Source organism: Ligilactobacillus sp. LYQ135 (assembly GCF_053711055.1).
This window is the reverse complement of sequence record NZ_JBSJYT010000012.1, coordinates 1-21,387: the sequence shown is the minus strand read 5'-3', so window position 1 is coordinate 21,387 and position 21,387 is coordinate 1. Positions and strand designations below refer to the sequence as shown.

Annotated in this window: 20 protein-coding genes, 1 rRNA gene and 1 pseudogene; 6 read left to right on the top strand and 16 right to left on the bottom strand. The window is 33.3% G+C overall.

Annotated features, from left to right (window positions below; genetic code table 11):
* Window positions 1–75: 75 nt before the first annotated feature.
* The 11 genes from guaB to ACWCL1_RS08420 form a co-directional block, all read right to left on the bottom strand.
* Entirely contained in the window at window positions 76–1,563 is a 1,488-nt protein-coding gene (guaB, locus tag ACWCL1_RS08470) for an IMP dehydrogenase (protein ID WP_454546477.1), read from the bottom strand.
* Between the two features lie 150 nt (window positions 1,564–1,713).
* Window positions 1,714–2,496: a tyrosine-protein phosphatase gene (locus ACWCL1_RS08465; protein ID WP_454546476.1), complete on the bottom strand. Its 783-nt coding sequence runs from the start codon at window positions 2,494–2,496 to the stop codon at window positions 1,714–1,716.
* A gap of 90 nt (window positions 2,497–2,586) precedes the next feature.
* Window positions 2,587–3,951 (bottom strand): hemolysin family protein, encoded by a 1,365-nt coding sequence (locus ACWCL1_RS08460; protein WP_454546475.1) that lies wholly within the window; start codon window positions 3,949–3,951, stop codon window positions 2,587–2,589.
* Window positions 3,952–4,027: 76 nt separating this feature from the next.
* Window positions 4,028–4,813 carry a tyrosine-protein phosphatase gene (locus tag ACWCL1_RS08455; protein ID WP_454546474.1) on the bottom strand — a complete coding sequence of 262 codons (786 nt, stop codon included), beginning with the start codon at window positions 4,811–4,813 and terminating at the stop codon, window positions 4,028–4,030.
* A 20-nt stretch (window positions 4,814–4,833) separates the two neighbouring features.
* The gene (locus tag ACWCL1_RS08450) at window positions 4,834–5,301 is read right to left on the bottom strand and encodes a hypothetical protein (RefSeq protein WP_454546473.1); all 468 of its coding nucleotides are present in this window, start codon (window positions 5,299–5,301) and stop codon (window positions 4,834–4,836) included.
* Window positions 5,298–6,083 (bottom strand): L,D-transpeptidase, encoded by a 786-nt coding sequence (locus tag ACWCL1_RS08445; RefSeq protein WP_454546472.1) that lies wholly within the window; start codon window positions 6,081–6,083, stop codon window positions 5,298–5,300. The genes ACWCL1_RS08450 and ACWCL1_RS08445 overlap by 4 nt, the downstream gene beginning before the upstream one ends.
* Before the next feature lie 96 nt (window positions 6,084–6,179).
* Complete coding sequence (locus ACWCL1_RS08440) at window positions 6,180–7,724, bottom strand: ABC-F family ATP-binding cassette domain-containing protein (protein ID WP_454546495.1); 1,545 nt, start codon at window positions 7,722–7,724, stop codon at window positions 6,180–6,182.
* Between the two features lie 166 nt (window positions 7,725–7,890).
* Window positions 7,891–8,031 (bottom strand): hypothetical protein, encoded by a 141-nt coding sequence (locus ACWCL1_RS08435; RefSeq protein WP_454546471.1) that lies wholly within the window; start codon window positions 8,029–8,031, stop codon window positions 7,891–7,893.
* Between the two features lie 75 nt (window positions 8,032–8,106).
* Window positions 8,107–8,853 (bottom strand): TerC family protein, encoded by a 747-nt coding sequence (locus tag ACWCL1_RS08430; RefSeq protein WP_454546494.1) that lies wholly within the window; start codon window positions 8,851–8,853, stop codon window positions 8,107–8,109.
* Between the two features lie 93 nt (window positions 8,854–8,946).
* Window positions 8,947–9,357, bottom strand: coding sequence for a helix-turn-helix domain-containing protein (locus tag ACWCL1_RS08425; protein WP_454546470.1), 411 nt, complete (start codon window positions 9,355–9,357; stop codon window positions 8,947–8,949).
* An 80-nt stretch (window positions 9,358–9,437) separates the two neighbouring features.
* Window positions 9,438–10,193: a DUF6574 domain-containing protein gene (locus tag ACWCL1_RS08420; RefSeq protein WP_454546469.1), complete on the bottom strand. Its 756-nt coding sequence runs from the start codon at window positions 10,191–10,193 to the stop codon at window positions 9,438–9,440.
* A 132-nt stretch (window positions 10,194–10,325) separates the two neighbouring features.
* Here ACWCL1_RS08420 and ACWCL1_RS08415 point away from each other — a divergent pair, with 132 nt between their 5' ends.
* Entirely contained in the window at window positions 10,326–11,429 is a 1,104-nt protein-coding gene (locus tag ACWCL1_RS08415; RefSeq protein ID WP_454546468.1) for a glycoside hydrolase family 3 protein, read from the top strand.
* A 48-nt stretch (window positions 11,430–11,477) separates the two neighbouring features.
* On the opposite strand, the gene ACWCL1_RS08410 is transcribed toward ACWCL1_RS08415, so the two are convergent.
* Together ACWCL1_RS08410 and ACWCL1_RS08405 are read right to left on the bottom strand one after the other, a co-directional pair.
* On the bottom strand, window positions 11,478–12,344 hold the full coding sequence (locus ACWCL1_RS08410) for a DegV family protein (protein ID WP_454546467.1): 867 nt from the start codon (window positions 12,342–12,344) through the stop codon (window positions 11,478–11,480).
* Between the two features lie 265 nt (window positions 12,345–12,609).
* Window positions 12,610–14,550 (bottom strand): sucrose-specific PTS transporter subunit IIBC, encoded by a 1,941-nt coding sequence (locus ACWCL1_RS08405; RefSeq protein ID WP_454546466.1) that lies wholly within the window; start codon window positions 14,548–14,550, stop codon window positions 12,610–12,612.
* Window positions 14,551–14,788: 238 nt separating this feature from the next.
* Between ACWCL1_RS08405 and ACWCL1_RS08400 the strand changes: the two genes are divergently transcribed.
* From ACWCL1_RS08400 to ACWCL1_RS08380, 5 genes and pseudogenes are all read left to right on the top strand, one after another.
* Window positions 14,789–16,282 carry a sucrose-6-phosphate hydrolase gene (locus tag ACWCL1_RS08400; RefSeq protein ID WP_454546465.1) on the top strand — a complete coding sequence of 498 codons (1,494 nt, stop codon included), beginning with the start codon at window positions 14,789–14,791 and terminating at the stop codon, window positions 16,280–16,282.
* 13 nt (window positions 16,283–16,295) lie between these two features.
* Entirely contained in the window at window positions 16,296–17,288 is a 993-nt protein-coding gene (locus ACWCL1_RS08395) for a LacI family DNA-binding transcriptional regulator (protein WP_454546464.1), read from the top strand.
* Between the two features lie 78 nt (window positions 17,289–17,366).
* Entirely contained in the window at window positions 17,367–18,074 is a 708-nt protein-coding gene (locus tag ACWCL1_RS08390; protein ID WP_454546463.1) for an alcohol dehydrogenase catalytic domain-containing protein, read from the top strand.
* Window positions 18,058–18,237 (top strand): annotated as a pseudogene (locus ACWCL1_RS08385) (zinc-binding dehydrogenase); the annotation flags it as partial. The gene ACWCL1_RS08390 and the pseudogene ACWCL1_RS08385, both read left to right, overlap by 17 nt.
* A gap of 21 nt (window positions 18,238–18,258) precedes the next feature.
* Window positions 18,259–18,459: an aryl-alcohol dehydrogenase gene (locus ACWCL1_RS08380; protein WP_454546462.1), complete on the top strand. Its 201-nt coding sequence runs from the start codon at window positions 18,259–18,261 to the stop codon at window positions 18,457–18,459.
* A gap of 36 nt (window positions 18,460–18,495) precedes the next feature.
* Here the strand turns inward: ACWCL1_RS08380 and bsh are convergent, their stop codons facing one another.
* The 3 genes from bsh to rrf form a co-directional block, all read right to left on the bottom strand.
* A complete protein-coding gene (bsh, locus tag ACWCL1_RS08375; RefSeq protein WP_454546461.1) occupies window positions 18,496–19,446 on the bottom strand; it encodes a choloylglycine hydrolase in 951 nt (316 codons plus the stop codon).
* A gap of 64 nt (window positions 19,447–19,510) precedes the next feature.
* Window positions 19,511–20,845 carry a conjugated bile salt MFS transporter gene (locus ACWCL1_RS08370; protein ID WP_454546460.1) on the bottom strand — a complete coding sequence of 445 codons (1,335 nt, stop codon included), beginning with the start codon at window positions 20,843–20,845 and terminating at the stop codon, window positions 19,511–19,513.
* Between the two features lie 423 nt (window positions 20,846–21,268).
* Window positions 21,269–21,385: ribosomal RNA gene (rrf, locus tag ACWCL1_RS08365) — 5S ribosomal RNA — on the bottom strand.
* Between the last annotated feature and the right edge of the window lie 2 nt (window positions 21,386–21,387).

Genomic DNA, 21,387 nt, shown 5'->3' with positions numbered 1-21,387 from the left:
GAATTTCATCAAAAAAAATAAACCTTCACCGTCAAATTCGACTGTGAAGGTTTTTTACTTCAACTATTTAATTTATTAATCGCGAGAATAGTTTGGAGCTTCTTTAGTAATTTGAACATCGTGTGGATGAGATTCGCGTAAACCAGCACCTGTAATTTGTACAAATTGAGCATCTTCACGTAAATCTTTCAAATTAGCAGCTCCGCAATAGCCCATTCCGGCACGTAAGCCACCATCCATTTGATAAAGGACACCTGAAACAGGTCCTTTATAAGCAACTTGGCCTTCAATTCCTTCTGGAACAAGCTTATTAGCTTCATTTACACCACTTTGGAAATAGCGGTCAGATGAACCATGAGTTGAATCCATTGCTCCTAAACTACCCATTCCACGGTATGATTTAAAGCGACGTCCTTGATAAAAAACGGTTTCACCAGGAGCTTCTTCTGTTCCTGCAAGCATTGAACCAAGCATAACTGCATTTCCACCTGCTGCAATTGCCTTTACAATGTCACCTGAGTACTTGATTCCTCCATCAGCAATGATTGTCTTGCCATATTCACGTGCAACACCGGCTGCATCATAAACTGCAGTTAATTGAGGCACACCTACACCTGCAACAATTCGAGTTGTACAAATTGAACCAGGTCCAATTCCGACTTTAACCACGTCAACTCCGGCATCATATAATGCACGTGTAGCTTCGGCTGTTGCAACATTACCTGCAATTAAGGTAGCATTTGGGAAATGTTCCCGAATTTCCTTGATTTTACGTAATACACCTGCCGAATGACCATGGGCAGTGTCAATTACTAAAGCATCTGCACCCGCATCTAATAATGCAGTTGCCCGTTCAAAAGTATCGCTAGTAACTCCCACTGCAGCAGCAACAAGTAAACGACCTTGGTCATCTTTAGCGGCATTTGGAAATTCAACTACTCGTTCTAAGTCACGTAAAGTAATCAATCCGGATAAACTTCCTTGTCCATCAACTAATGGAAGCTTTTCAATTTTATTTTCTTTAAGGATGCTGCGAGCTTTGTCTAAAGTTGTCCCTTTTTTAGCAGTAACCAAATCTTCTTTGATCATTACATCATCTAATTTTTGTGAATGATCCTTAATAAAGCGAATATCCCGATTAGTAATAATTCCACTTAATTTACGATTTTCTTGGTTATCTACAACTGGAACAGAACTAATATTATTTAACTGCATTAATTCTTCTGCTTCAGCAACAGTATTATCTTTTGTTAAATAATATGGATCATTAATGATTCCATTTTCAGAGCGCTTCACTTTGCGGACTTCTTCTGCTTGGCGTTTAATTGTCATGTTTTTGTGAATAACACCTAAGCCACCTTCACGTGCCATTGCAATTGCCATTCGTGATTCTGTCACTGTATCCATCCCAGCACTAATGATTGGAATATTTAAATGCAAATTATCAGCTAAATCAACACTTAAGTCAACTTCATTAGGTAAAACATGGCTTTCTGCCGGAATTAATAACACGTCATCAAATGTAAAACCTTTTTTAGAAAATTTTGTATCCCAGTTTGACATCTTTTTGCTCTCCTTAATTAAAATATTGATGCTATATAGCTTACACAAAATCCGTATAAATTTCAAGTATTTATTCACAAAAAACAATTATAACGAACAATATTCGTGATTAAGCTTTTAATATTAAACAAATAGCATGTGATATCGAATTTACACTAAATAGATTGCACGTAACTTTTCTAACTGTGCTGATCCTAAATCTAGGTATTTTTCAAAATACGCTTCAGTTGATGAAGTGACCGTTTGAATTGTTTTTGATAAAATCGCAAAATTATCTGCACTTACAGCTAAATTTGCATTTAACCGATCTGCTAATTCATTTCGTTTATCATGTGTTACTAAATCATTGATATCTTTAGCTGAAGCACCTTCAAAATATAAATTCGTTAATAAATAATCATTTAAAATCTGTTCAGGTTTAACTTGTAATGCCGTTAAAATCAAAAAAGCCGCAACGCCAGTTCGATCTTTACCAGCAGAACAGTGAAAAACTAAACTATGCCCTTCAGTTTCATTTGCTAAAAGTAACTGGAACATTTTTTTAAATGCGCCTAAAGCATGTTTATCTACTAACATTTGAACATAACTTTGATCAGCATAATCTCCATCATCTAAATTCATTTTCATGTAGTTAACCATTCCTAAATTTTTAAATAATGTTGTACTAAACGGATAAACAGGTAAGTTTACATAGGCTGCATTAGCTGGATATTTATCTGGATAATACTCGGTTTCAGATGATGAACGCAAATCAACATCAATTTTTAATCCATATTCTTTTAAATATTCAATGGATTCATCTGTTAATTCTGCCATATTACCCGAGCGTAGAATTTTGTGATACTTTACTTTTTGACCATGAATAGTTTCATAACCACCTAACTCTCTTAAATTCACTGCACCTTGTAATTCAAGCATTCGTTTTTCAGCCATCATTTATCCTCCTTAAATTTATTTTAAATATAAAGTAAGAGGTTGGGAAATAACCTCAACCTCTTGTTCTCTTACGTATTAAACTATCTTTTATTGAGCAGATGGTTGATCTGCAATCCCATTTTGATTAACTTTTGTTTCCTTTAATGGGGTTACCTTCATCCAATCAATATAGTTTCGTTTAAAATCAGTAATTTCAATTTCAACATTGCCAATGTGAATCTTTGTTCCTAACTTGACCTTGTAATTTTCTAACAAATATCCTGCCAAAGTTACGCTATCAGATTCTTGAAATTCTTTATCTTTGAAGCGGAAAAACCGCTCAAAATCATATAGCGTTGTTTTCCCAGAAACAGTATAAGTACCATCATCATTTGAAATGATATCATCTGAAGAAACATCATCAGCTTCGTCTTTAACTGTTCCAAATAACTCTTCATAAATATCACGATCAGTTACAATTCCACTGGTTCCACCATACTCATCAAGAATTACAACTAATGGCACATGTTTTTTAATCATTTGTTGTAATAATTGTTGAATTGGGGTCATTTCTGGTGCAGTAATCACTGTCCGCATTACCCGAGCAACTTTAACAGCATCATCAACTTGTGCTTGTCGAATCATATCATAAATATACACATATCCTAAAATATTATCCTTATCATTGTTAGCAACAACTGGATAACGTGAAAACTTAGTTTGTAAATATTTATTAATTACATCCCGCACAGTATCCGTTACATCGACAACTTCAAGACTAGTACGATCGACCATAATGTCTTTAGCAACTTTGTCATTAAATTCAAAGGCCCGTTCCATATAAACGTAATCTTCACGATCAATTGCTCCACTGTCAACTGAATTTTTTGAAACGTTTAAAATTTCGTTTTGAGACATTACGTCTTCTTCTTCGCCTGCCGGTTTTAAGCCAAGCATCTTTACAATTCCTGATGCTGACACATTTAGTAACCATACAAATGGATAAAAGATTACGTGAAAATAGTGCAATGGCCGCACAATGAACATCATAACTTTCATTGGCATATCAATACTGATATTTTTAGGTACAATTTCAGTTAAAACCACTTCTAAGTAAGTTAAAATAACAACACCTAAAACTGCACTAACTGCTACGATCGTGGCATGATTGATTGGTAATTTACCAAACAAGTCCGCTAAGATTTTTGATAAAGTATCTGCCCCAATCCACCCAAGAATGATTCCAGTCGTTGAAACCCCTACTTGAGTCGTTGACAAATACTCATTCATATTAGTGACCATTTGCAATGCCAATTTTAGTTTTTTCTTGTTTCCAGTTCCTTCTTCAAGGGCACTTTCAATTGCACTTTTGCGAACAGAAACAATTGCAAATTCTGCAGCTACAAAGAATGCCGCAAAGTAAAATACGATCACTACAATAATCAAATTGATTATCGCCTGACCACTTGACATCTAGTCATTCCCCATTTCTCAATAAAATCTATATATTTAATAATACCACCTTTTGCATTTAATTGTAGCAAAACTATTATTCTACAAGATAAATTTTCTTTAAATCTTTTTGTTGAGTTGGCGTCACTTTTAATGCGGTTTGCAAGTATTGCACAATTGAACCATATTCATCATTAATGATCTTTAGTGCTGTATTTAAATAATCATCGCAAACCTTAGTTAAGGCTTCAATATTTTTCAAAAAGACTTCGCCATAATCTTTATACATTTCTTGTTTATTTTGTTGATTAATTAGTAAATGTTGGTTAGAAGCTAAATAATCTTGGCGAATAGTAGCTTGATCTACTCCTAAAATACTCATAATATACACTGCTGCCATTCCTGTTCTATCTTTACCTGCTGTACAGTGAAATAAAACAGCTTCATGATCTTGAGTATTTGCAAGTAACTCATCAAAATAGTGACGGTAGGCTTTTTGTGCACTCGTTGATAAGACAATGTCTTTATAAGATTTAATCATATTATTGTAGCCTGCATTAGGATCTTCTAAAAATATTTTTTTTCTCAATTGATTTTTTTGCGTACTGTTCGTTTCATCTTCAGGAAAAACTGAATCTGAAATATATTTTGCTTTAGTAGGCACTTTATCAGGAAACTCTTCTTGTTCTTCTTTTGAGCGAAAATCAATATCAACTCGCACACCATAATCATTTAAATATTGAAGATCATGTTCATTTAACTGATTAAGCATGCCTGAACGAACTAACTTGTGCGTTTTAATTAATTTGCCATCAGTTGTTTGGTATCCTCCGATATCACGAAAATTAAATCCCTTTTGAATATCTAGTAAATGCTGTGCCATTTTAAAACTTCTTTCTATATTTACTTTTCGTCTTTTTTATTTGCTAAGTTATCCTTAATTTGAGTTAAATTTGTTTTGACCATTTCAATTAACTTTTGTGCACATTTTAATGGATCTTGCTCTAACTGAGTAGTCGTACACAACTCGTCAATCCGAAACTTAGAAGGATTTAAGTCTTCTGCTTCAGTAATTAAATATACATTGGTTTCAACAACTGCTTGCGGATCATCAAAAAAATTATCTACCCGGTTAATATTAGCAAATGGAAGATTAATGATTCCACTTTCAAGGCGAACTTGAACAGCTTCTTTTAATCCTGTAATCAACATGATTTGTTGACTAAGTTTATTTTGTGCAATTGACGTTTGAAAATCCGACAATAACTGTTTTAAGCCTGAATTTAAATGTTGATCTGCACATTCCATTTCGCTACTAATAAAATCGCCATCAACAATTCGATCAATAAAATCCGTAACACTTATTTTCATTTGTTTTCCCCTGTTCCAAATTGTTTTTCTATTTTTTTATTTTGATAATATTTCTTCAAAACTTGATATGGATCATTAGTATCTTTTTGATCTTGAATAAGAATCATTGTTTTAGCTGGCAGATTTTCTGCAAGCCACTTTGCATCTGGTGCACTCACCCAAATAGCTCCATATGTTTTGGCAACATGTTTGTGCTTGTACTTTTTACCGAGAGTATTTGTAACTTTTTTAATTGCTTTTCCATCTTGAGTAGTTGGAACTGATTGAATCATAAAGTTACCCTTAGGTCCATATGAAAGCCAGGAATGGTAATAATATGACTTAGGTGCATCATAAAAATCACTTCCACGCTTTTTATGGATTTTAAATAATCCAAGTGGCGTTCTTTGATCTCCTGCCATTTGTTCATAATTTTTATTAGCATAAATATACATTGTATATAGTGTATATGGTCCTTGGTTAACATAAAGCCGTTGAGTTTTTAAGTTCACATAAATCCATACTTTATTATATGTTTTTTTATTTTTATATTTGCTTATATCAGGATATGGTAATGTTTCACTTGGCTTATTCCAAGCAGGTCTTTCCATATGTTGTGCTTGTTTTTTCATCATTTTACGGTTAACTTTAGCCGCCTTTTCATCAATTTTTTTCTGTTTTGATAGTTTAACAGATTTAACTGCTTCTAAATGATGAATATAAAAATATGTACTTACAGTGCCTCCCACTAAAATCAGTGCAACTAGCCACTGTAACCACATTTTATTTCGCTTTTTTTTCATAAATATGCCTCACTTACATTAAAAAGTCATTTACTGCTTTTTAACTTATTTCCTACTATGTTAAATATACGGAAAGCTTTCATAAATTTCAAATGATTATCGCTTTTTTCGTAAAGATTCAACGTCAAAAATTTTATCTATCCAACCTTGATAAAAAGATGCCTCATGCGTTACTAGTAATACATTTCCTGGGAAATTAATTAATGCACCTTTTAATGCTACTTTAGTTTCATCATCTAAATGATTTGTCGGCTCATCTAAAATCAAAAAGTTGCTTGAACTTAATTCTAATATACATAACTTAATTTTAGTCTGTTCGCCACCACTAAGTAAATTTAATGATTTCATTGCATTGGCAGCACTAATTCCTGCTTGTGCTAATTTTCGTCTAATTGTCTTTGGCTCCAGTTTAGGATATTGATTTTGAATGACCTGTAATGGTGTTAAGTGTGAATCTTCCCAAATCAAATCTTGATTAAAATAACCAACTTTAACTGCATCCGCAAATTGAGCATTCCCGTCAAATGTTGGGATTTCTCCTAAAATTGATTTGATCAATGTTGATTTCCCAACTCCATTAAATCCTTTTAAAATGATCTTTTCTCCATGTGAAAGTGAAAATGTCACTGGTGCAAGTAGAGGTTGTTCATATCCAACCACTAAATTTTTTACCATTAAAGTATTGGCTGATAAAATTTCTTGATATGGAAAATCAAAGTGCGCTTGTAAATTGTCACTTGGTGGATCAATTCGTTTCATTTTAGCTAGTCGTTTTTCTCTTGATTTTGCCATTGCCGAGCGACTTCCGGCTTTATTTTTTCGAATATATGCTTCATCTTTTTCAATTTGACGCTGTTGTTTTTCAAATGCTCTTCTTTGCACTTCTTTTTTAAGTTCTTTTTGTTTGATTGCCGCCTTAAAACTACCATTATATTTAGTAATTTTTCCCCAAGCCACATCAATGATTGTATTAGTAATTCTTTCTAAAAAATCATAGTCATGTGAAATCACCATAAAAGCACCATCAAAATCATTTAAAAAGTCAATTAACCATTCAATATGTTCAACATCAAGATAATTTGTAGGTTCATCTAATAATAATACATCTGGCTTTTCCAGCAATAATTTTGCGAGAATGATTTTTGAACGTTGCCCACCAGAACATTGATCCATTGAACGTTTTTCACCTAAAGCATCAATTCCTAATCCTTGCATAACTTGATTGATTCGAGTATCAATATTGTAAAAGTCTTTGCTTTCAAGTTGTTCTTGATATTTTCCGGCTTTATCAAGTAATTTGTCATCCATGGTTTGAGCATAAGTTGCATAACATTGATTTAACGCGACTTCGATTTCATATAAATCACTAAATGCGCTTTTTAAAAAATCAATAATTGTAAGTCCTTCACCTAACTTCGCATATTGATCTAAATATCCAATTTTTGTATTCTTTTTCCATTTAATCTGACCAGAGTCAGGAAAAATTTGTTTTGTAATTAATTTAATCAAAGTTGATTTGCCTGCACCATTTTGTCCGATTACGCCCATATGATCTTCTTTATTCAAACTAAAAGACGCTTCATTATAAAGTTGCTTTTCTGCAAATCCCATTGAAAGATCTTTAACTTCTAAAATACCCATAATTTCTTTATCTAACGTACACAAAAATAAAAAAACACCACATAATCGCTTCGCGACCATGTGGAGCTTCTTTGTATTCAATTAATTGAAACTCATAACCGTTAATGATTCCTCGAGAAAACCACTAACGTCTTGAGCTCCACGTGGATAAACCGCGAAAGCTCAATTACTTGCTTGACTTGTCAGCTTCATCGCGTTCCTTCAAGAAGTTCAATACTGCTTCGTGTTGTTTACGACGCTTCTTGATGTTCTTGTGGTTTACTGGACGACGATCGTTAGCTACACCAATGTGTACGTTTTGTGACATTTGAGATGCCTCCCTTCCTTATTACATTTAACAACCATTCATTTTACCGAAAATCATAATAAAATTCAAGCTAATTTAGTTTTTTAGCCTTTTTGCTCTAATTTGATGCACAATAATTGTAATCACCACTGCTGCTAAAACGATTCCGCCAAATAAACTTGCCGGAATTTCAATATCAATTGCCGGAATTGATAAGAATAATTTAACCGCAATGATTGCAATCAATGCATATGCCATTACTTCTAGTTCTGGCACTTTTTCCATTAATTTCATAATGATTTCAGCAATTCCCCGCATACATAAAATTCCAATCAATCCACCGATTAATACAATTACTGGATTGGGAGAAACTGCAAGGGAAGCTAAAATTGAATCAATTGAAAATACAATATCCATTAACTCAATTGAAACTACTACAGACCAAAAAAGAGGCAAGATGCGTTTACGTTTCTTTTTCTTTGCATGTACTTCTTCATTTTCTGGATGAGCCATTTTCCAAAAATGATTTACTGATAAGTACATCAAATAAGCCGCTCCAAGAACTTTGATCCACCAAAACTTAATTAAATACGTACCGACACCAATTAAAAGGAAACGAAATAAATATGCACCCCATAGTCCATAAAAAAGTGACTTTTCTTGTTCTTTTTTAGTTGGAAGCTTTTGTGTTTGTGCTGCTAAAACAATTGCATTATCAACTGAAAGCAAGCATTCAATCATAACAAGCGAAAGAATAATCATCCAATCTTCACCGGATTCAATTACCGTTTTCCAATTGTTTAAATCAAAAAATGGGGCATATAAGTTTTCTAAAAATTGTATCACTTAAAATCTCCTTACTATTTAAACTCGAACATTACTACACTAACATATTATAAATTTAAATTCCAAATGCTTTAATGAAATATTAATTTTTCACTCATCAAGCGGTAAAGTAATCTCAGTATGATCAGTTGGCATTAAATCTTGCTGATTCTTACCTTTTAAATATCCCTTCATCATTCCATAAATTGCAGTTTTTTCTGCTGCAGTGAGTTGATGCCCATTAAAGTTTAACTTAGTATTTGAAGTAAATAGATCATCCAATTCAATTTCGGTATATTGTCTTCCTGTTAAAAAATCAAGTGAAACTTCAAAATAATCTGCTAGTTTCATCATTTCAATATACGATGGCGCATTTACTCCACGTTCCCAACTTCCAATTTGAGGACCTGTATTAGCACGTTCACGCGGATAATCTGCCATAGATTGATTGAGTGCTTCTGCTAGTTCAGGTAATGATAATCCCTTACCTTGTCTTAAAGCACGTAATCGTTCAGGAAACATTTTCATCACCTCTATTTTTTATTTGAACAATAGAAAACTGCGACTTACGCCGCAGTTTTCTAATTTATTGCCATGGTGTTTTATTGGAGTCCACTATACATCATCATTTGCATAAATATACTTATTCCAATTTGAAGAACTTTCATCAAAATTGAAGATGCTAATAAGTAAAATACAAAGTAACCTAAACCAGTAATCAAAGATGCCACAATTCCAGCATAAACTTTGTCTAAGCCCTTTTCCTTTGATCTGCCAACAACAGCTACAATAACTGCTACTGAAAAGATCATTAATGCAAAACTTGTTAATACTGTAATAACTCTACCACCTACACCACATGCACCTAAGATTAAAATTAATAATACAAGAATTACATTTAATCCACAGTAATGTGCAAGGCGGTTAGTATAGTCCCAAAAACTTTCTTTTTCGCCTGAAACTAAGTAACGACTAACTAAATATGTGCCACCAATGATCACTATAGCTGCAATCAAGCTATATGCAAAAAGAAGTGTGTAAACTAGAAGTTCAGATGGACCACTCTTTAATCCGGTTAATATGTTATAAAAAGTTGTGATATCAAATAAAGTTGAATTAGATAACACATGATGGAAAAATGCATATAATGAACCAAAAAACACTAACAATTCCGCAATAATTGTCACTACTCCATACCATTTTGAAGCAGGAGTATCTTCAGCTGGATGTACCCATGAACTTACTAACCATTTAAAATAACTATGGTTTGAAGATCCTTTAGGAGCAACAACCTCAGTTGATGATACTTTTTCCTCTTTCCCATTAGGGTAAAATACTGATGTTTCTTTTTTTTCCATTCAAACTCTGCTCTCTTTCTTTAATTGCTATCTATTATTGTAAACTACTTGTAACTTTTTTTAAAGAATAGGGTATTAATTTTCAACGAAAGAAATTATAATATTTTTTGAAAATTAAATGAGGAGTGCGATATGTTTAACAAAAATCGAGTAATTATCATAATAAGTACTTTTTTAATAATTCTTCAATTATCATCTTTATTAGTCAAAATTTCAGCTAATTCAGATTCATTGCATAAACAAATTAAAAAAATGTCTCTTCAAGATAAAATTGCTCAAATGTATTTTGTTCCCAGTAATGGTGATGCCAATACAATCAAAAAGGATATTCAACAATATCATCTTGGAGGAATTATTTTATTTAGTGTTGATTTTCAAAATCAAAATCAAAACCAATTTAAAACTAAAATTAATGATTGGCAAAAAGTTAGTCCAATTCCTTTATTCATCGGAACTGATCAAGAAGGTGGAAGCGTCTCACGTCTTAGTGCTAATCCGCAATTGACCAATAATCGTCAATTTCCTGCACCAATGGAATTAAACACTTCATTAACTCAAGTAGTTAATGAAGCCAAAAACACAGCACAAATTCTGCATCAACTCGGGATTAATTGGAATTTCGCTCCAGTTGCAGATGTTTCTAGTGATCCGCAAAGTTTCATTTATCCCCGCACTTATGGAAAAAATTACACTGAAACTGCAACTTATATTTCAAAAGTAGTTCCTGCGATTCAAGGACAAAAAGTGGCAGCAACACTTAAACATTTCCCGGGTTATGGCACTGCTAGCGATACGCATACTGGATTAGCCTCTAGTAATAAAGCTTTAGCTGCTCTTCAAAAAGAAGATTTTTTGCCTTTTGAAGCTGGAATTAAAGCAAAAGTTGATTCTATTTTAGTATCACATGTCTTTGTAACTGCAATTGATAGCCAGTATCCTGCCTCACTTTCACCTAAAGTTAATCATCTTCTTCGCCAAAATCTCCATTATAATGGAGTCATTGTCACTGATGATTTAAGTATGGATGCAATCACACAATTTGCTAAAGAAAAAAATATTAATGCCGATGTTCAAGCAATCAAAGCTGGTAATGATATGATTTTAAGTAAAAACTATGTCACTGGAATTAAGGCAATTGAAACTGCTGTGAAAAATCATGAAATTTCTGAAAAACAAATTGATCATTCCGTTTATCGTATTCTTAAATTAAAACAAAAATTAGGCTTGATAAAATAAATATAATATGGAGTAAAAAAGAACTGCTTTAATAGCAGTTCTTTTTTACTATTTATATTCATCCGGTTCTTTATTTTCCGCTAAAGTAATGATTCCAATTGCATTTAATCCTGTATGTGTCATAATAATTGGACTAGTTAAGCGTGCAATATAAGCAGCATCCTTACTATTTGCAGGTAAGACCGCTTCTTTCACCTTGTTCAAGTATTCTTCATCACAAGCAACATTTGAAAGTGAAAGTTCTTGAATTGGATTATTTTCGTGCCGTTGTTTTAATTCATCACAATACTTGAAAAATGTTTTCCGGCTCCGTCCCTTTTTAACTACATCTAAACTTTCTTCACGTAAACGCACGATTACTTTTAAATTAATTAGCTTAGTCAACATACTTGCCATTTTTCCTAAACGGCCACCTGATAAAATATTATCTAAATTATCAACAAGTACATCAACAGTAGTGCGTTCATAAATATCTTGACAGTGTTTTTCAATTTCTTCAACTGTTTTCCCTTCAGCCGCATCTTTTGCAGCTGCTAAAACTTGGAATGCTTCACCCCGATCAGTTGATTTACTATTAATCACGGTTACATCCGTTTTAGACATTTGAGCAGCGGAAACTGCCGTTTGATATGTTCCACTTAAAACATCAGATAAAATAATCGCAACCACTTGACTGCCATCTTCACCTAAACGATCAAAAGTGCTTACAAATGCACCTACAGGAGGTTGACTTGTTTTGGGTTTATTTCCCTTTTTAAGTTCTTCAATCAATTCTTCCCGTGTAATAGTTTCGCCATCAATGAAGTTTTCCCCATTAATTTCGACCGTTAGCGGAACAATTGTAATGTTATTATTCTCAATTTCTGCTTGGGTTAATTGAACAGATGAGTCTGTCACAATCTTTATCTTTGCCATGTCGAATTCTCCTTAAAGATGTTTCTTTATACTTCAATTATATATCTTGAGTTTAATAAGTCAACAATATCTAGATTCAAAATCTAGATGCCCATATTATTTTACTAGTTTGATTATATTATAACCGTTTGCCGGAAATATTAATAGTAATAATGAACTTCTTTAACTAAAATATTATTTATTTTAACATCTCTGTTTGAATATTTATAGTAAAAAAAGGCTGCATCTATTTTGGCAGCCTTTAATTTATTTACAAAATTTAAGTCTATTTTGCAACAACTTTAATAAAGTCGTCTCCATGATGAATCTCATCAACTTTTTTGTGACCAACTTCTGCATAGTTAGCTGTATTTGTAATTACAGTCATTACAGTTGGATCATAACCAGCTTTTTGAACCGCATCAATATCAACAGTTCCTAGTTTATCACCTTTTTTAACTGTTTGACCTTGTTTTACAAAGGTTTCAAAGTGTTCACCTTTTAAGTTAACAGTATCAATTCCAACGTGAATCAACACTTCAGCACCTTCATTTGAACTAATTCCATATGCATGTTTAGTTTCATACGCAACTGTGATCTTACCATCTACAGGTGAGTAAATTGTACCATCTGTTGGAATAATTGCAGCACCATCACCCATCATTTTAGTTGAGAAAACTTCATCATTTGTATCAGATAAATCTTCAACTTTACCATTAACTGGAGCAGCAATGATTTCATTTTGTAATGAAACTTCATCCTTTTGAGCAGGTTGCACATCAGCTTCTTTAGCTTCAATTGCTTCTGCTTCTGAAGTTGCAACTGGAACCGGATTTACTAACTGTTGATGTGATTTACCATATACAAATGTTACTGCAAAGGCAATTGCAAAACTGATTAATTCACAAATTACGTAAATCCAAATTGATTTAGGGTTAACAGATAAGAATCCTAAGAAACCAGCTGAACCTAATGAAATTGCACCTACTCTAAAAATTCCAGCAATGAAAGAAGCAATACATGAACCAACTAAAGCACAGAAGAATGGGAACTTCAATTTCAAGTTAACCCCAAAAATTGCTGGTTCTGTAATTCCAAGCAAAGCAGAAACACCAGCTGATGATGCTAATCCTTTCATCTTCTTGTCTTTTGTTAAGCTCATTACCGCAAATGTAGCAGCACCTTGAGCCACATTAGCCATTGAAGCTACGATGAAAATGAAGTCACCAACACCTTGATGATGTGATGTAAATGCGGAAATTAATTGGACTTCAACTGCAGGGAAACTTTGATGTAATCCGGTTAAAACAATTGGTGAGTAAACTGCACCAAAAATTCCCATCCCAAATGCACCAGTTGTATTGTATAACCATACAATTCCATCTGTAATTAAGTTAGAAACTTCACGCATTACTGGTCCAATAATAATGAATGTTAAGAATCCAGTAATGATTACTGAAAGTAACGGTGTAAATGTGAAGTCAACCGCTGTTGGTAAATGTTTATGGAAGAATTTTTCAAGAATTGCTAATACCCAAACAGCAACTAATACCGGAATAACTTGGTATGTATATGGTGTTTGAGAAACATGTAATCCAAATAAGTTCCAGAAATGACCATCAATCAAACTTGGTGAGGTCATCATCATTCCAATAACTCCACCTAAAAATGGATTTGCACCAAAGCGTTTAGCAGCAGAGAAACCTACCATAATTGGTAAGAAAATAAATGGAGCTGAGGCCATTACTTGAATCATTTCTGAAAATGCTTTAAGTTCTGGTACCATTTGAACAACTGATTTTGGTCCAAATAGACCAGCAGAAGTAATGAAGCTGTTCAAAGCCATTAATAAACCACCAGCGACTAAAGCTGGAATTAATGGTACGAAAATATCAGCCAATAATTTTACAAATGCCATGATTGGATTTGGCTTTTTACCATTTTGAGCAATTTTCTTCAAATCTTCAGTTGATGCTTCTTTTACCCCAGTTTGTTTTACAAACTCGTCATAGACATTGTTAACATCTCCAGGCCCAATAATAATTTGATATTGACCATCTGTTTTAAATGTTCCTTTGACATCATCATTTTTATCTAAAGCAGCTTGATCAACTTTAGAATCATCTTTCAAAACCAACCGCAACCTGGTTGCACAATGCGCTGCGGCAACAACATTATCTTTTCCGACAGCTTTAATAACCTCGGAAGCTACTTTTTTGTGGTCCATCCTTCACATTCCCTTCTTTTTGAAAACGTTTTACATTTATTATTACATGTTTTATGATACCGCATTCTCAAAATATGTCAATCGGTTATCATAAAAAAAATATTGTTTTTTTGAAAACGAAACCATTATTATTAAATAAGCATTTAAAACCTGATTAACGATTGACACATGATGCAGATTTAAGTACAATATCAAATTGTATAGAACCGTTTTCAAAAACCGGAAAGGAGCTTTTAAAATGGAATGGACAACTGAAAAAAGATACCAAAAATATAATGAATGGGATGCTGAATATTTACTTGATTTACAATCACAAACTGATCGTTCTAAATATCAACTAAATTATCATATTCGACCTTCATCTGGATTGTTAAATGATCCCAATGGTTTTTCATATTATGATGGTAAATGGCATGTATTTTACCAACAATATCCATTTGGAGCAGTTCACGGATTAAAATCATGGCATCATATGCAATCAAATGATCTTGTTCATTGGCGTGATATGGGATTAGCAATTAAACCTGATTCTCCTTTAGATAGTCACGGTGCGTATTCAGGTTCAGCAATGGCCATTAATGATCGACTTTTCTTAATGTATACTGGTAATGTCCGTGATGAAAACTGGATTCGGCACCCATATCAAAATGGTGCATGGATGAATCAAAATGGCGAAGTTATTAAATTAAAAAAGCCACTTTTCACTGCTCCTGATCATGTTACAGAACATTTTCGCGATCCTCAAATTTTAAAACATGGTGATAAATACTATGCCATCTTGGGTGCTCAAGATAAACAAACTAAAACTGGAAAAATTAGTTTATTTGCTACTACTGATCTAACTGGAAATTGGCAAGATAAAGGTTATATTGATTTTACTAACAAAGAGATGGGCTACATGATTGAATGCCCTAACCTTGTATTCATTGATGATCAACCAGTTTTAATTTTTTGTCCTCAAGGTTTATCAAAAGAAGTTACTTCGTATGACAATATTTACCCTAATATGTACGTAATTGGCGAACGCTTTAAATTTAGTTCAGGTAAATTTATAACTAACCAAGAAAATCCAATTAATTTAGATGATGGTTTTGACGTTTATGCTAGTCAAGCATTCAATGGTCCTGATGGTAAAGTTTATATGATTAGTTGGGTGGGATTACCGGATGTTTCTTATCCAACTGATAGCGAAGGATGGGCAAATTGCTTAAGCCAAGTTAAGGAACTTTCTTTAAAGAATGGTCGTTTAATTCAACAACCAGTAAATGCAGTCCGTAATCTTCGCAAAGCTGGACAATTAGTTCGGACTGAAAAAATGATTGATAAACGTCAAGTAATTACAAGTCATGCTGGTCAACAATATGAGTTAAAATTAACAATTGCTAAAAATCAAAAAGGAACTTTACATTTAGCTGGTAATCACATCGTTGATGAAAGTTTACAAATTAAATTTGCAACTGGCAAGGATGCCTTCTTAGAAGTTGATCGTTCTAAAGCTGGAATTAACTTCAATGAAGAATATGGAAATACTCGCAAAATTCAACTTCCTCAAGGCGCTGAATTAAACTTAGATATTTTCATTGATCACTCACTGGCTGAAATTTTTATTAATAATGGTGAACATGTCATGACACTTCGTTACTTTGCAAATCATGAAAATGATAAAATTGCTTTAACTTCTGAAAGTGGTGTAGATTATTATGGCACATACTGGGAATTAACTAACATGTAAGGAGAAAATGCTTATGCGTCCTAAATTAACTGACGTTGCTAAAAAAGCTGGCGTTTCTCCAACCACGGTTTCTCGCGTAATCAACAATTATGGTTATTTAAGTGAAAAAACTAAGGAAAAAGTTTATCAAGCAATGGAAGAACTTAACTACCAACCGAATTCTTTAGCACGTTCACTTCATGGCAAACAAACTAACTTAATTGGAGTAATCATGCCTGATATTACTAATCCATTTTTTGCGGAATTAGTTGCTGCAATTGAGAAAAAACTATTTGAAAAAAATTACAAGATGATTCTTTGTAATGCTAATTATGATAAACATAAAGAACAAGAATATTTAAAAATGTTAATTGCAAATCAAGTTGATGGAATCATTACAGGAACTCACAACTTGGACATTGAAGAATATAACAAAGTGGGATTACCAATTATTTCATTTGACCGCAAACTTTCTGATCAAATTCCAATTGTCAGTTGCGATAACTACCAAGGCGGATGTCTAGCAACTGATGAATTATATCAAGCTGGATGTCATCACATTGATTTCTTTGGGAATCCCCAATCAATTGCCAACCCTACTAATGAACGCCTTAAAGCTTATCAAGATACGATTCAAAAATTAGGATTAAAGCCTCATATTCATGCAGTCCGATTTTCAGAATCACCTGCTTTAAAAGCTGTTTCGGTACGTCATTTACTAGAGCAACATACTGCAGATGGAATTTTTTGTTCAGATGACTTAACTGCACTACTTGTTTTACAAGAAGCCGCTAAAATGAATATTCAAATTCCACAACAACTAAAAGTCATTGGTTTTGATGGAACTAAGTTAATTCAAACTTATCATCCTGAACTTTCAACCATTGTGCAACCAATCAGTGAAATTGCTGATTTATTAACGGAATTACTCTGCAAACGAATTGAAAATAAAGACTTTTCACTTGATTCAAATCAATTCAAAATTCCAGTAAAAATATTACGGAGTTCTTCTACTCAAAGACTTTAAAAGGTGTGACCATGTGATTTGGTCACACCTTTGTTTTCATTCTTGATATACTCAACATATAGTTAAGGAGAGATTTTTATGAAAATTCAAACTGTAGTCGCAACTAGTAAGACCAAACCACTTCAAATCATTGAAGCAAACTTAGATGAACCTAAAACTAATGAAGTATTAGTAAAAATGGTTGCATCTGGGGTTTGCCATACTGATGCGGTAGGTCATGATTCTGAACTTACTCCTTATCCGGTTGCATTAGGTCATGAGGGAAGCGGAATTGTTAAAAAAGTTGGTGCCGGTGTTACTACCGTGCAACCAGGTGATCACGTGGTTTTATCTTTTTCATACTGTGGTCATTGTCAAAATTGTCTAAGTGGTCATCCTGGAATGTGTGTTAAATTTAATGAATTAAATTTTGGCGGAGCAAACTATGATGGTTCGCATCGCCTCCATACATTAGATGAAGAAGATCTTTCTGTATTCTTTGGACAATCCTCATTTTCAACATACTGTGTTGCCCATGAAAATAATGTTGTAAAAGTTGACCCCGACGTTGATTTAAAAATGCTTGGGCCACTTGGTTGTGGTATTCAAACTGGAGCAGGCACCGTTTTAAACTATATTCATCCTCGTTTAGGAGATTCAATTGTCGTTTTTGATGCTGGTGCAGTTGGTTTATCTGCTATTATGGCAGCAAAAATCGCAGGATGTGAACATATCATTGCACTTGATATTCATGATAATCGTTTAGAATTAGCCAAAAAATTGGGAGCAACTGAAACGATCAAATAGTCAAGGCGTTGACCCAAACTATGAAATTCGCAAAATCATTCCCGAAGGTGTTGATTACTGCCTTGATACTACCGGAGTTTCATCAGTAATCTTATCAGCACTTCATTCTCTTCATCCTGGTGGTGAATGCATTTTAATCGGAGTTGGTCACGAACTAACTTTAAATGTAATGGATGATTTGCTGATGGAAGCTAAAAAATTATCTGGAATTGTTGAAGGAGATTCTGTTCCTCAATTTTTCATTCCAAAATTAATCGAATACTATAAAAAAGGCATGTTCCCATTCGATGAACTCATTAAGTACTACGATTTTGATGATACCAATGAAGCTTTGGCAGATTCTAAAAACGGAACAATTTTAAAGCCAATTATTACAATTAATTAAACTAAAAAACCGCCATTTAGGCGGTTTTTTACTATCCTAGTAAACTGTAACTTTTTCTGCATTCATATTTTCATCAGTTAATTGAACGCTCTTCATTTCAAAGTCATCATAACGATTGTAATAGTATGTGTTAGTCTTTGATGAGAAGCATGAAGTATAAACTGTAAATTCATTTTTTCCTTGCTCATTAATAACACTGCCATCAATCATTGCAACTGATTTTAACATGTTAAAGAATTTAGCAACGTTTACTTTTTCACCTTTAACTGTTGGGTAATTTGCATTTAAGTATGCAATCTTGATAAACCGTGAAGCTGGAATGCTGTCTCCTGGTAAACCTAAACTACCTGTTCCTACACCTAGTGGACGTACTTTTTGACCATTCCATTCTTTAGTAGTTGCATCTTTAGGTGTTAAACCAACATAATTATTTAAGTTAGTCATGTGCCATGGATAATCTGGGTTATTTGTTAAAACTCCTACATAGTTATCATAAACCTTTAATCCCTTAGCTTTGCTTTGTTCAACAACAATTGAAGAATTCTTATCACTAATGATCCAGTGTAATGGTGCTACTGGCATTTGAGGAGAAAATGGCGCATCAACTAAGTTTAAGTTTTCTAAACCTTTCTTTGCTTCTTCAACTGTATCAAATTCTTCCATTAACCATACCATAAATTCATAAGGAGCCATGTTAGTTTTATCATCAACAGGACCTTCTGTGAAGTATGCATAGCGAGGAAAGTTTAATCCGGCAATTCCCAATCCATTTTCATTGATGCAATCAAAGTACATTGGATAATCACCAGCCATAATTCCCATTCCAATGATGGCTTTAGTAGTCTTTTTATTTTCTAAAAATCGATATGGTAATTCATAGTTTCTTGGTGTTACTAAAACTTTTTCACCATATGATGATTCTACATCTAAATTCCGTCCAAAGTATAAATTACCTTCTGTATCATTAAACCGTAAACCTGTACACATAAAAGTTATCTCCTTCTAAATTTTCAAAAACAAGTCGCCAATAAATAGCGACTTGTCACAATTATTAGTTATTCTTTGATTTGATTGCTTTTTGCATTTTTTTAATCTTTACAACTGAAATAATTAAAAGAATGAAACCAACAACAACACAACCCATCATTACATACCATGCAATGGTGAAGTTTGACATATCTTTGATAATCCCAAATAATGGAGCACCAATTGCAAATCCAATCGCATAAGCTAAACCAACTAATCCAAGCATTACACCTTGATCTTTAGCCCCGAATAAATCTTTTGACATAAATGCAGGACCTGACATGTAACTAAATACAGCTAAACCACAGAAGATTGCATATGCAATTCCGGCAATTTTACTTTGAGTTGCACCAAATGGTTGGAATGAAACAAAAATCATCATTGCAATTGAAATAACATACATAATACCAGCAAATGTCATTGCTTTAGCAGTTCCAAGTTTATCGAATAAAACACCACCAGAGATGTTTCCAATTAAGCAGCCAACACCATACATTGAACCTACAAAACCAACATCTGTAAGTGATAATTTAGTATCTAAGAAAGCAGCATAGTCTTCATTAAGTGAAGCCAATCCTAAACCGATGATCAAAAATCCGATACTAAATACCCAGAACCATTTCATCTTCATAACTTCTTTAGCTGTCCAACCTTCAAATCCTTCAGCTTTTTGTTTAGCAGCAGCTTTTTTAGATGCAGCTAATTCAGCATCAGAAATAACAGATTCATCTTCTTTTGGTGTCCGAATGAAGAATGTAATAATTAAACCAACTACGAACAATACTGCGGCAAAAATAAAGAATGGTACCATTGAAGTTAAATGACCTTCTTTTGTACCACCAACCATAAAGTGTTTCAAAATATTTTGTGTTAATGGTTGTAAGAAGATATTACCGATTGAACCACCACAAAAGGCAATTCCCAAAGCAGTTCCCCGACCATTACCTGGGAACCAGTGATTAATTACCCATGGAACACCTTGTCCTGAGAAGAAAGTTGAACCAATCATACATACGATCGCTGCACCGTAAAATTCAGGTAAGTTTTTACTAAATCCGAAGAATACATATGCAATTGCTGACAACACAATCCCAATGAAATACATCAATTTGAAATTGTATTTTGCTAATCCTTTACCAATGAATGGTGAAGTAACGGCAGCGGCCACCGCACCAAAAGTAAAGATTAATGTGTATGATGCCAAGCTAAAATGGAATGTATTAACAAGTGGATGTACAAATAATGGCTGAATGTTTTGTGCAATTCCATAAGGGATAGCTTGAGTAAACATACATAGGAAAACCATGAAATACTTATAGCTGTTTGATACGACTGTTTTATCGTTAGCTGTTGTATCCATAATAGACCCTTCTTTCTAAAAAAATAAAATAAATAATTGCAAACTAATTTCGGTAGTATCATATATTTAATAAAAGTAAAAAAGTTAGCAAAAATTGAAACTACCTAATTTTAGCTTATCAAACTCTGACATTATTGCACAGATTTTATAAATAGTCAAAGAATAACATCTGTGTTTCCATTAAGATAAGAAATGTTAAAAAAGAGTAACTTTTTTAAGAAACAGTGAAATACCTTAAAAAAATGATGAAATTGAGAGTATTATGTGATCATTACTCCTTTTACATTTATATTTTTTAAACTTTACTAACATAAATTTTTTGTACATCTCTCCCTTGTATTTAAAATAATTTATCCTCAATTTCAATTATTATTATAAAACAAAAAGTCGTTAATCCAAAGATTAACGACTTTTTATATAGTTGCACGGCGACTTCCTACCCTTGCAAGAGGCGTTCCTCTAACTACTCTCGGCGTTTTGAAGCTTAACTGCTGTGTTCGGAATGGGAACAGGTGTATCCTTCAAGCCATCATCACCGCACT

What these genes read in the sequence shown, in the direction of transcription:
- guaB (WP_454546477.1), bottom strand. Translation starts at nt 1,563, where the DNA reads ATGTCAAACTGGGATACAAAATTTTCTAAAAAAGGTTTTACATTTGAT.
- ACWCL1_RS08465 (WP_454546476.1), bottom strand. Translation starts at nt 2,496, where the DNA reads ATGGCTGAAAAACGAATGCTTGAATTACAAGGTGCAGTGAATTTAAGA.
- ACWCL1_RS08460 (WP_454546475.1), bottom strand. Translation starts at nt 3,951, where the DNA reads ATGTCAAGTGGTCAGGCGATAATCAATTTGATTATTGTAGTGATCGTA.
- ACWCL1_RS08455 (WP_454546474.1), bottom strand. Translation starts at nt 4,813, where the DNA reads ATGGCACAGCATTTACTAGATATTCAAAAGGGATTTAATTTTCGTGAT.
- ACWCL1_RS08450 (WP_454546473.1), bottom strand. Translation starts at nt 5,301, where the DNA reads ATGAAAATAAGTGTTACGGATTTTATTGATCGAATTGTTGATGGCGAT.
- ACWCL1_RS08445 (WP_454546472.1), bottom strand. Translation starts at nt 6,083, where the DNA reads ATGAAAAAAAAGCGAAATAAAATGTGGTTACAGTGGCTAGTTGCACTG.
- ACWCL1_RS08440 (WP_454546495.1), bottom strand. Translation starts at nt 7,724, where the DNA reads ATGGGTATTTTAGAAGTTAAAGATCTTTCAATGGGATTTGCAGAAAAG.
- ACWCL1_RS08435 (WP_454546471.1), bottom strand. Translation starts at nt 8,031, where the DNA reads ATGTCACAAAACGTACACATTGGTGTAGCTAACGATCGTCGTCCAGTA.
- ACWCL1_RS08425 (WP_454546470.1), bottom strand. Translation starts at nt 9,357, where the DNA reads ATGTTTCCTGAACGATTACGTGCTTTAAGACAAGGTAAGGGATTATCA.
- ACWCL1_RS08420 (WP_454546469.1), bottom strand. Translation starts at nt 10,193, where the DNA reads ATGGAAAAAAAAGAAACATCAGTATTTTACCCTAATGGGAAAGAGGAA.
- ACWCL1_RS08415 (WP_454546468.1), top strand. Translation starts at nt 10,326, where the DNA reads ATGTTTAACAAAAATCGAGTAATTATCATAATAAGTACTTTTTTAATA.
- ACWCL1_RS08410 (WP_454546467.1), bottom strand. Translation starts at nt 12,344, where the DNA reads ATGGCAAAGATAAAGATTGTGACAGACTCATCTGTTCAATTAACCCAA.
- ACWCL1_RS08405 (WP_454546466.1), bottom strand. Translation starts at nt 14,550, where the DNA reads ATGGACCACAAAAAAGTAGCTTCCGAGGTTATTAAAGCTGTCGGAAAA.
- ACWCL1_RS08400 (WP_454546465.1), top strand. Translation starts at nt 14,789, where the DNA reads ATGGAATGGACAACTGAAAAAAGATACCAAAAATATAATGAATGGGAT.
- ACWCL1_RS08395 (WP_454546464.1), top strand. Translation starts at nt 16,296, where the DNA reads ATGCGTCCTAAATTAACTGACGTTGCTAAAAAAGCTGGCGTTTCTCCA.
- ACWCL1_RS08390 (WP_454546463.1), top strand. Translation starts at nt 17,367, where the DNA reads ATGAAAATTCAAACTGTAGTCGCAACTAGTAAGACCAAACCACTTCAA.
- ACWCL1_RS08380 (WP_454546462.1), top strand. Translation starts at nt 18,259, where the DNA reads ATGGAAGCTAAAAAATTATCTGGAATTGTTGAAGGAGATTCTGTTCCT.
- bsh (WP_454546461.1), bottom strand. Translation starts at nt 19,446, where the DNA reads ATGTGTACAGGTTTACGGTTTAATGATACAGAAGGTAATTTATACTTT.
- ACWCL1_RS08370 (WP_454546460.1), bottom strand. Translation starts at nt 20,845, where the DNA reads ATGGATACAACAGCTAACGATAAAACAGTCGTATCAAACAGCTATAAG.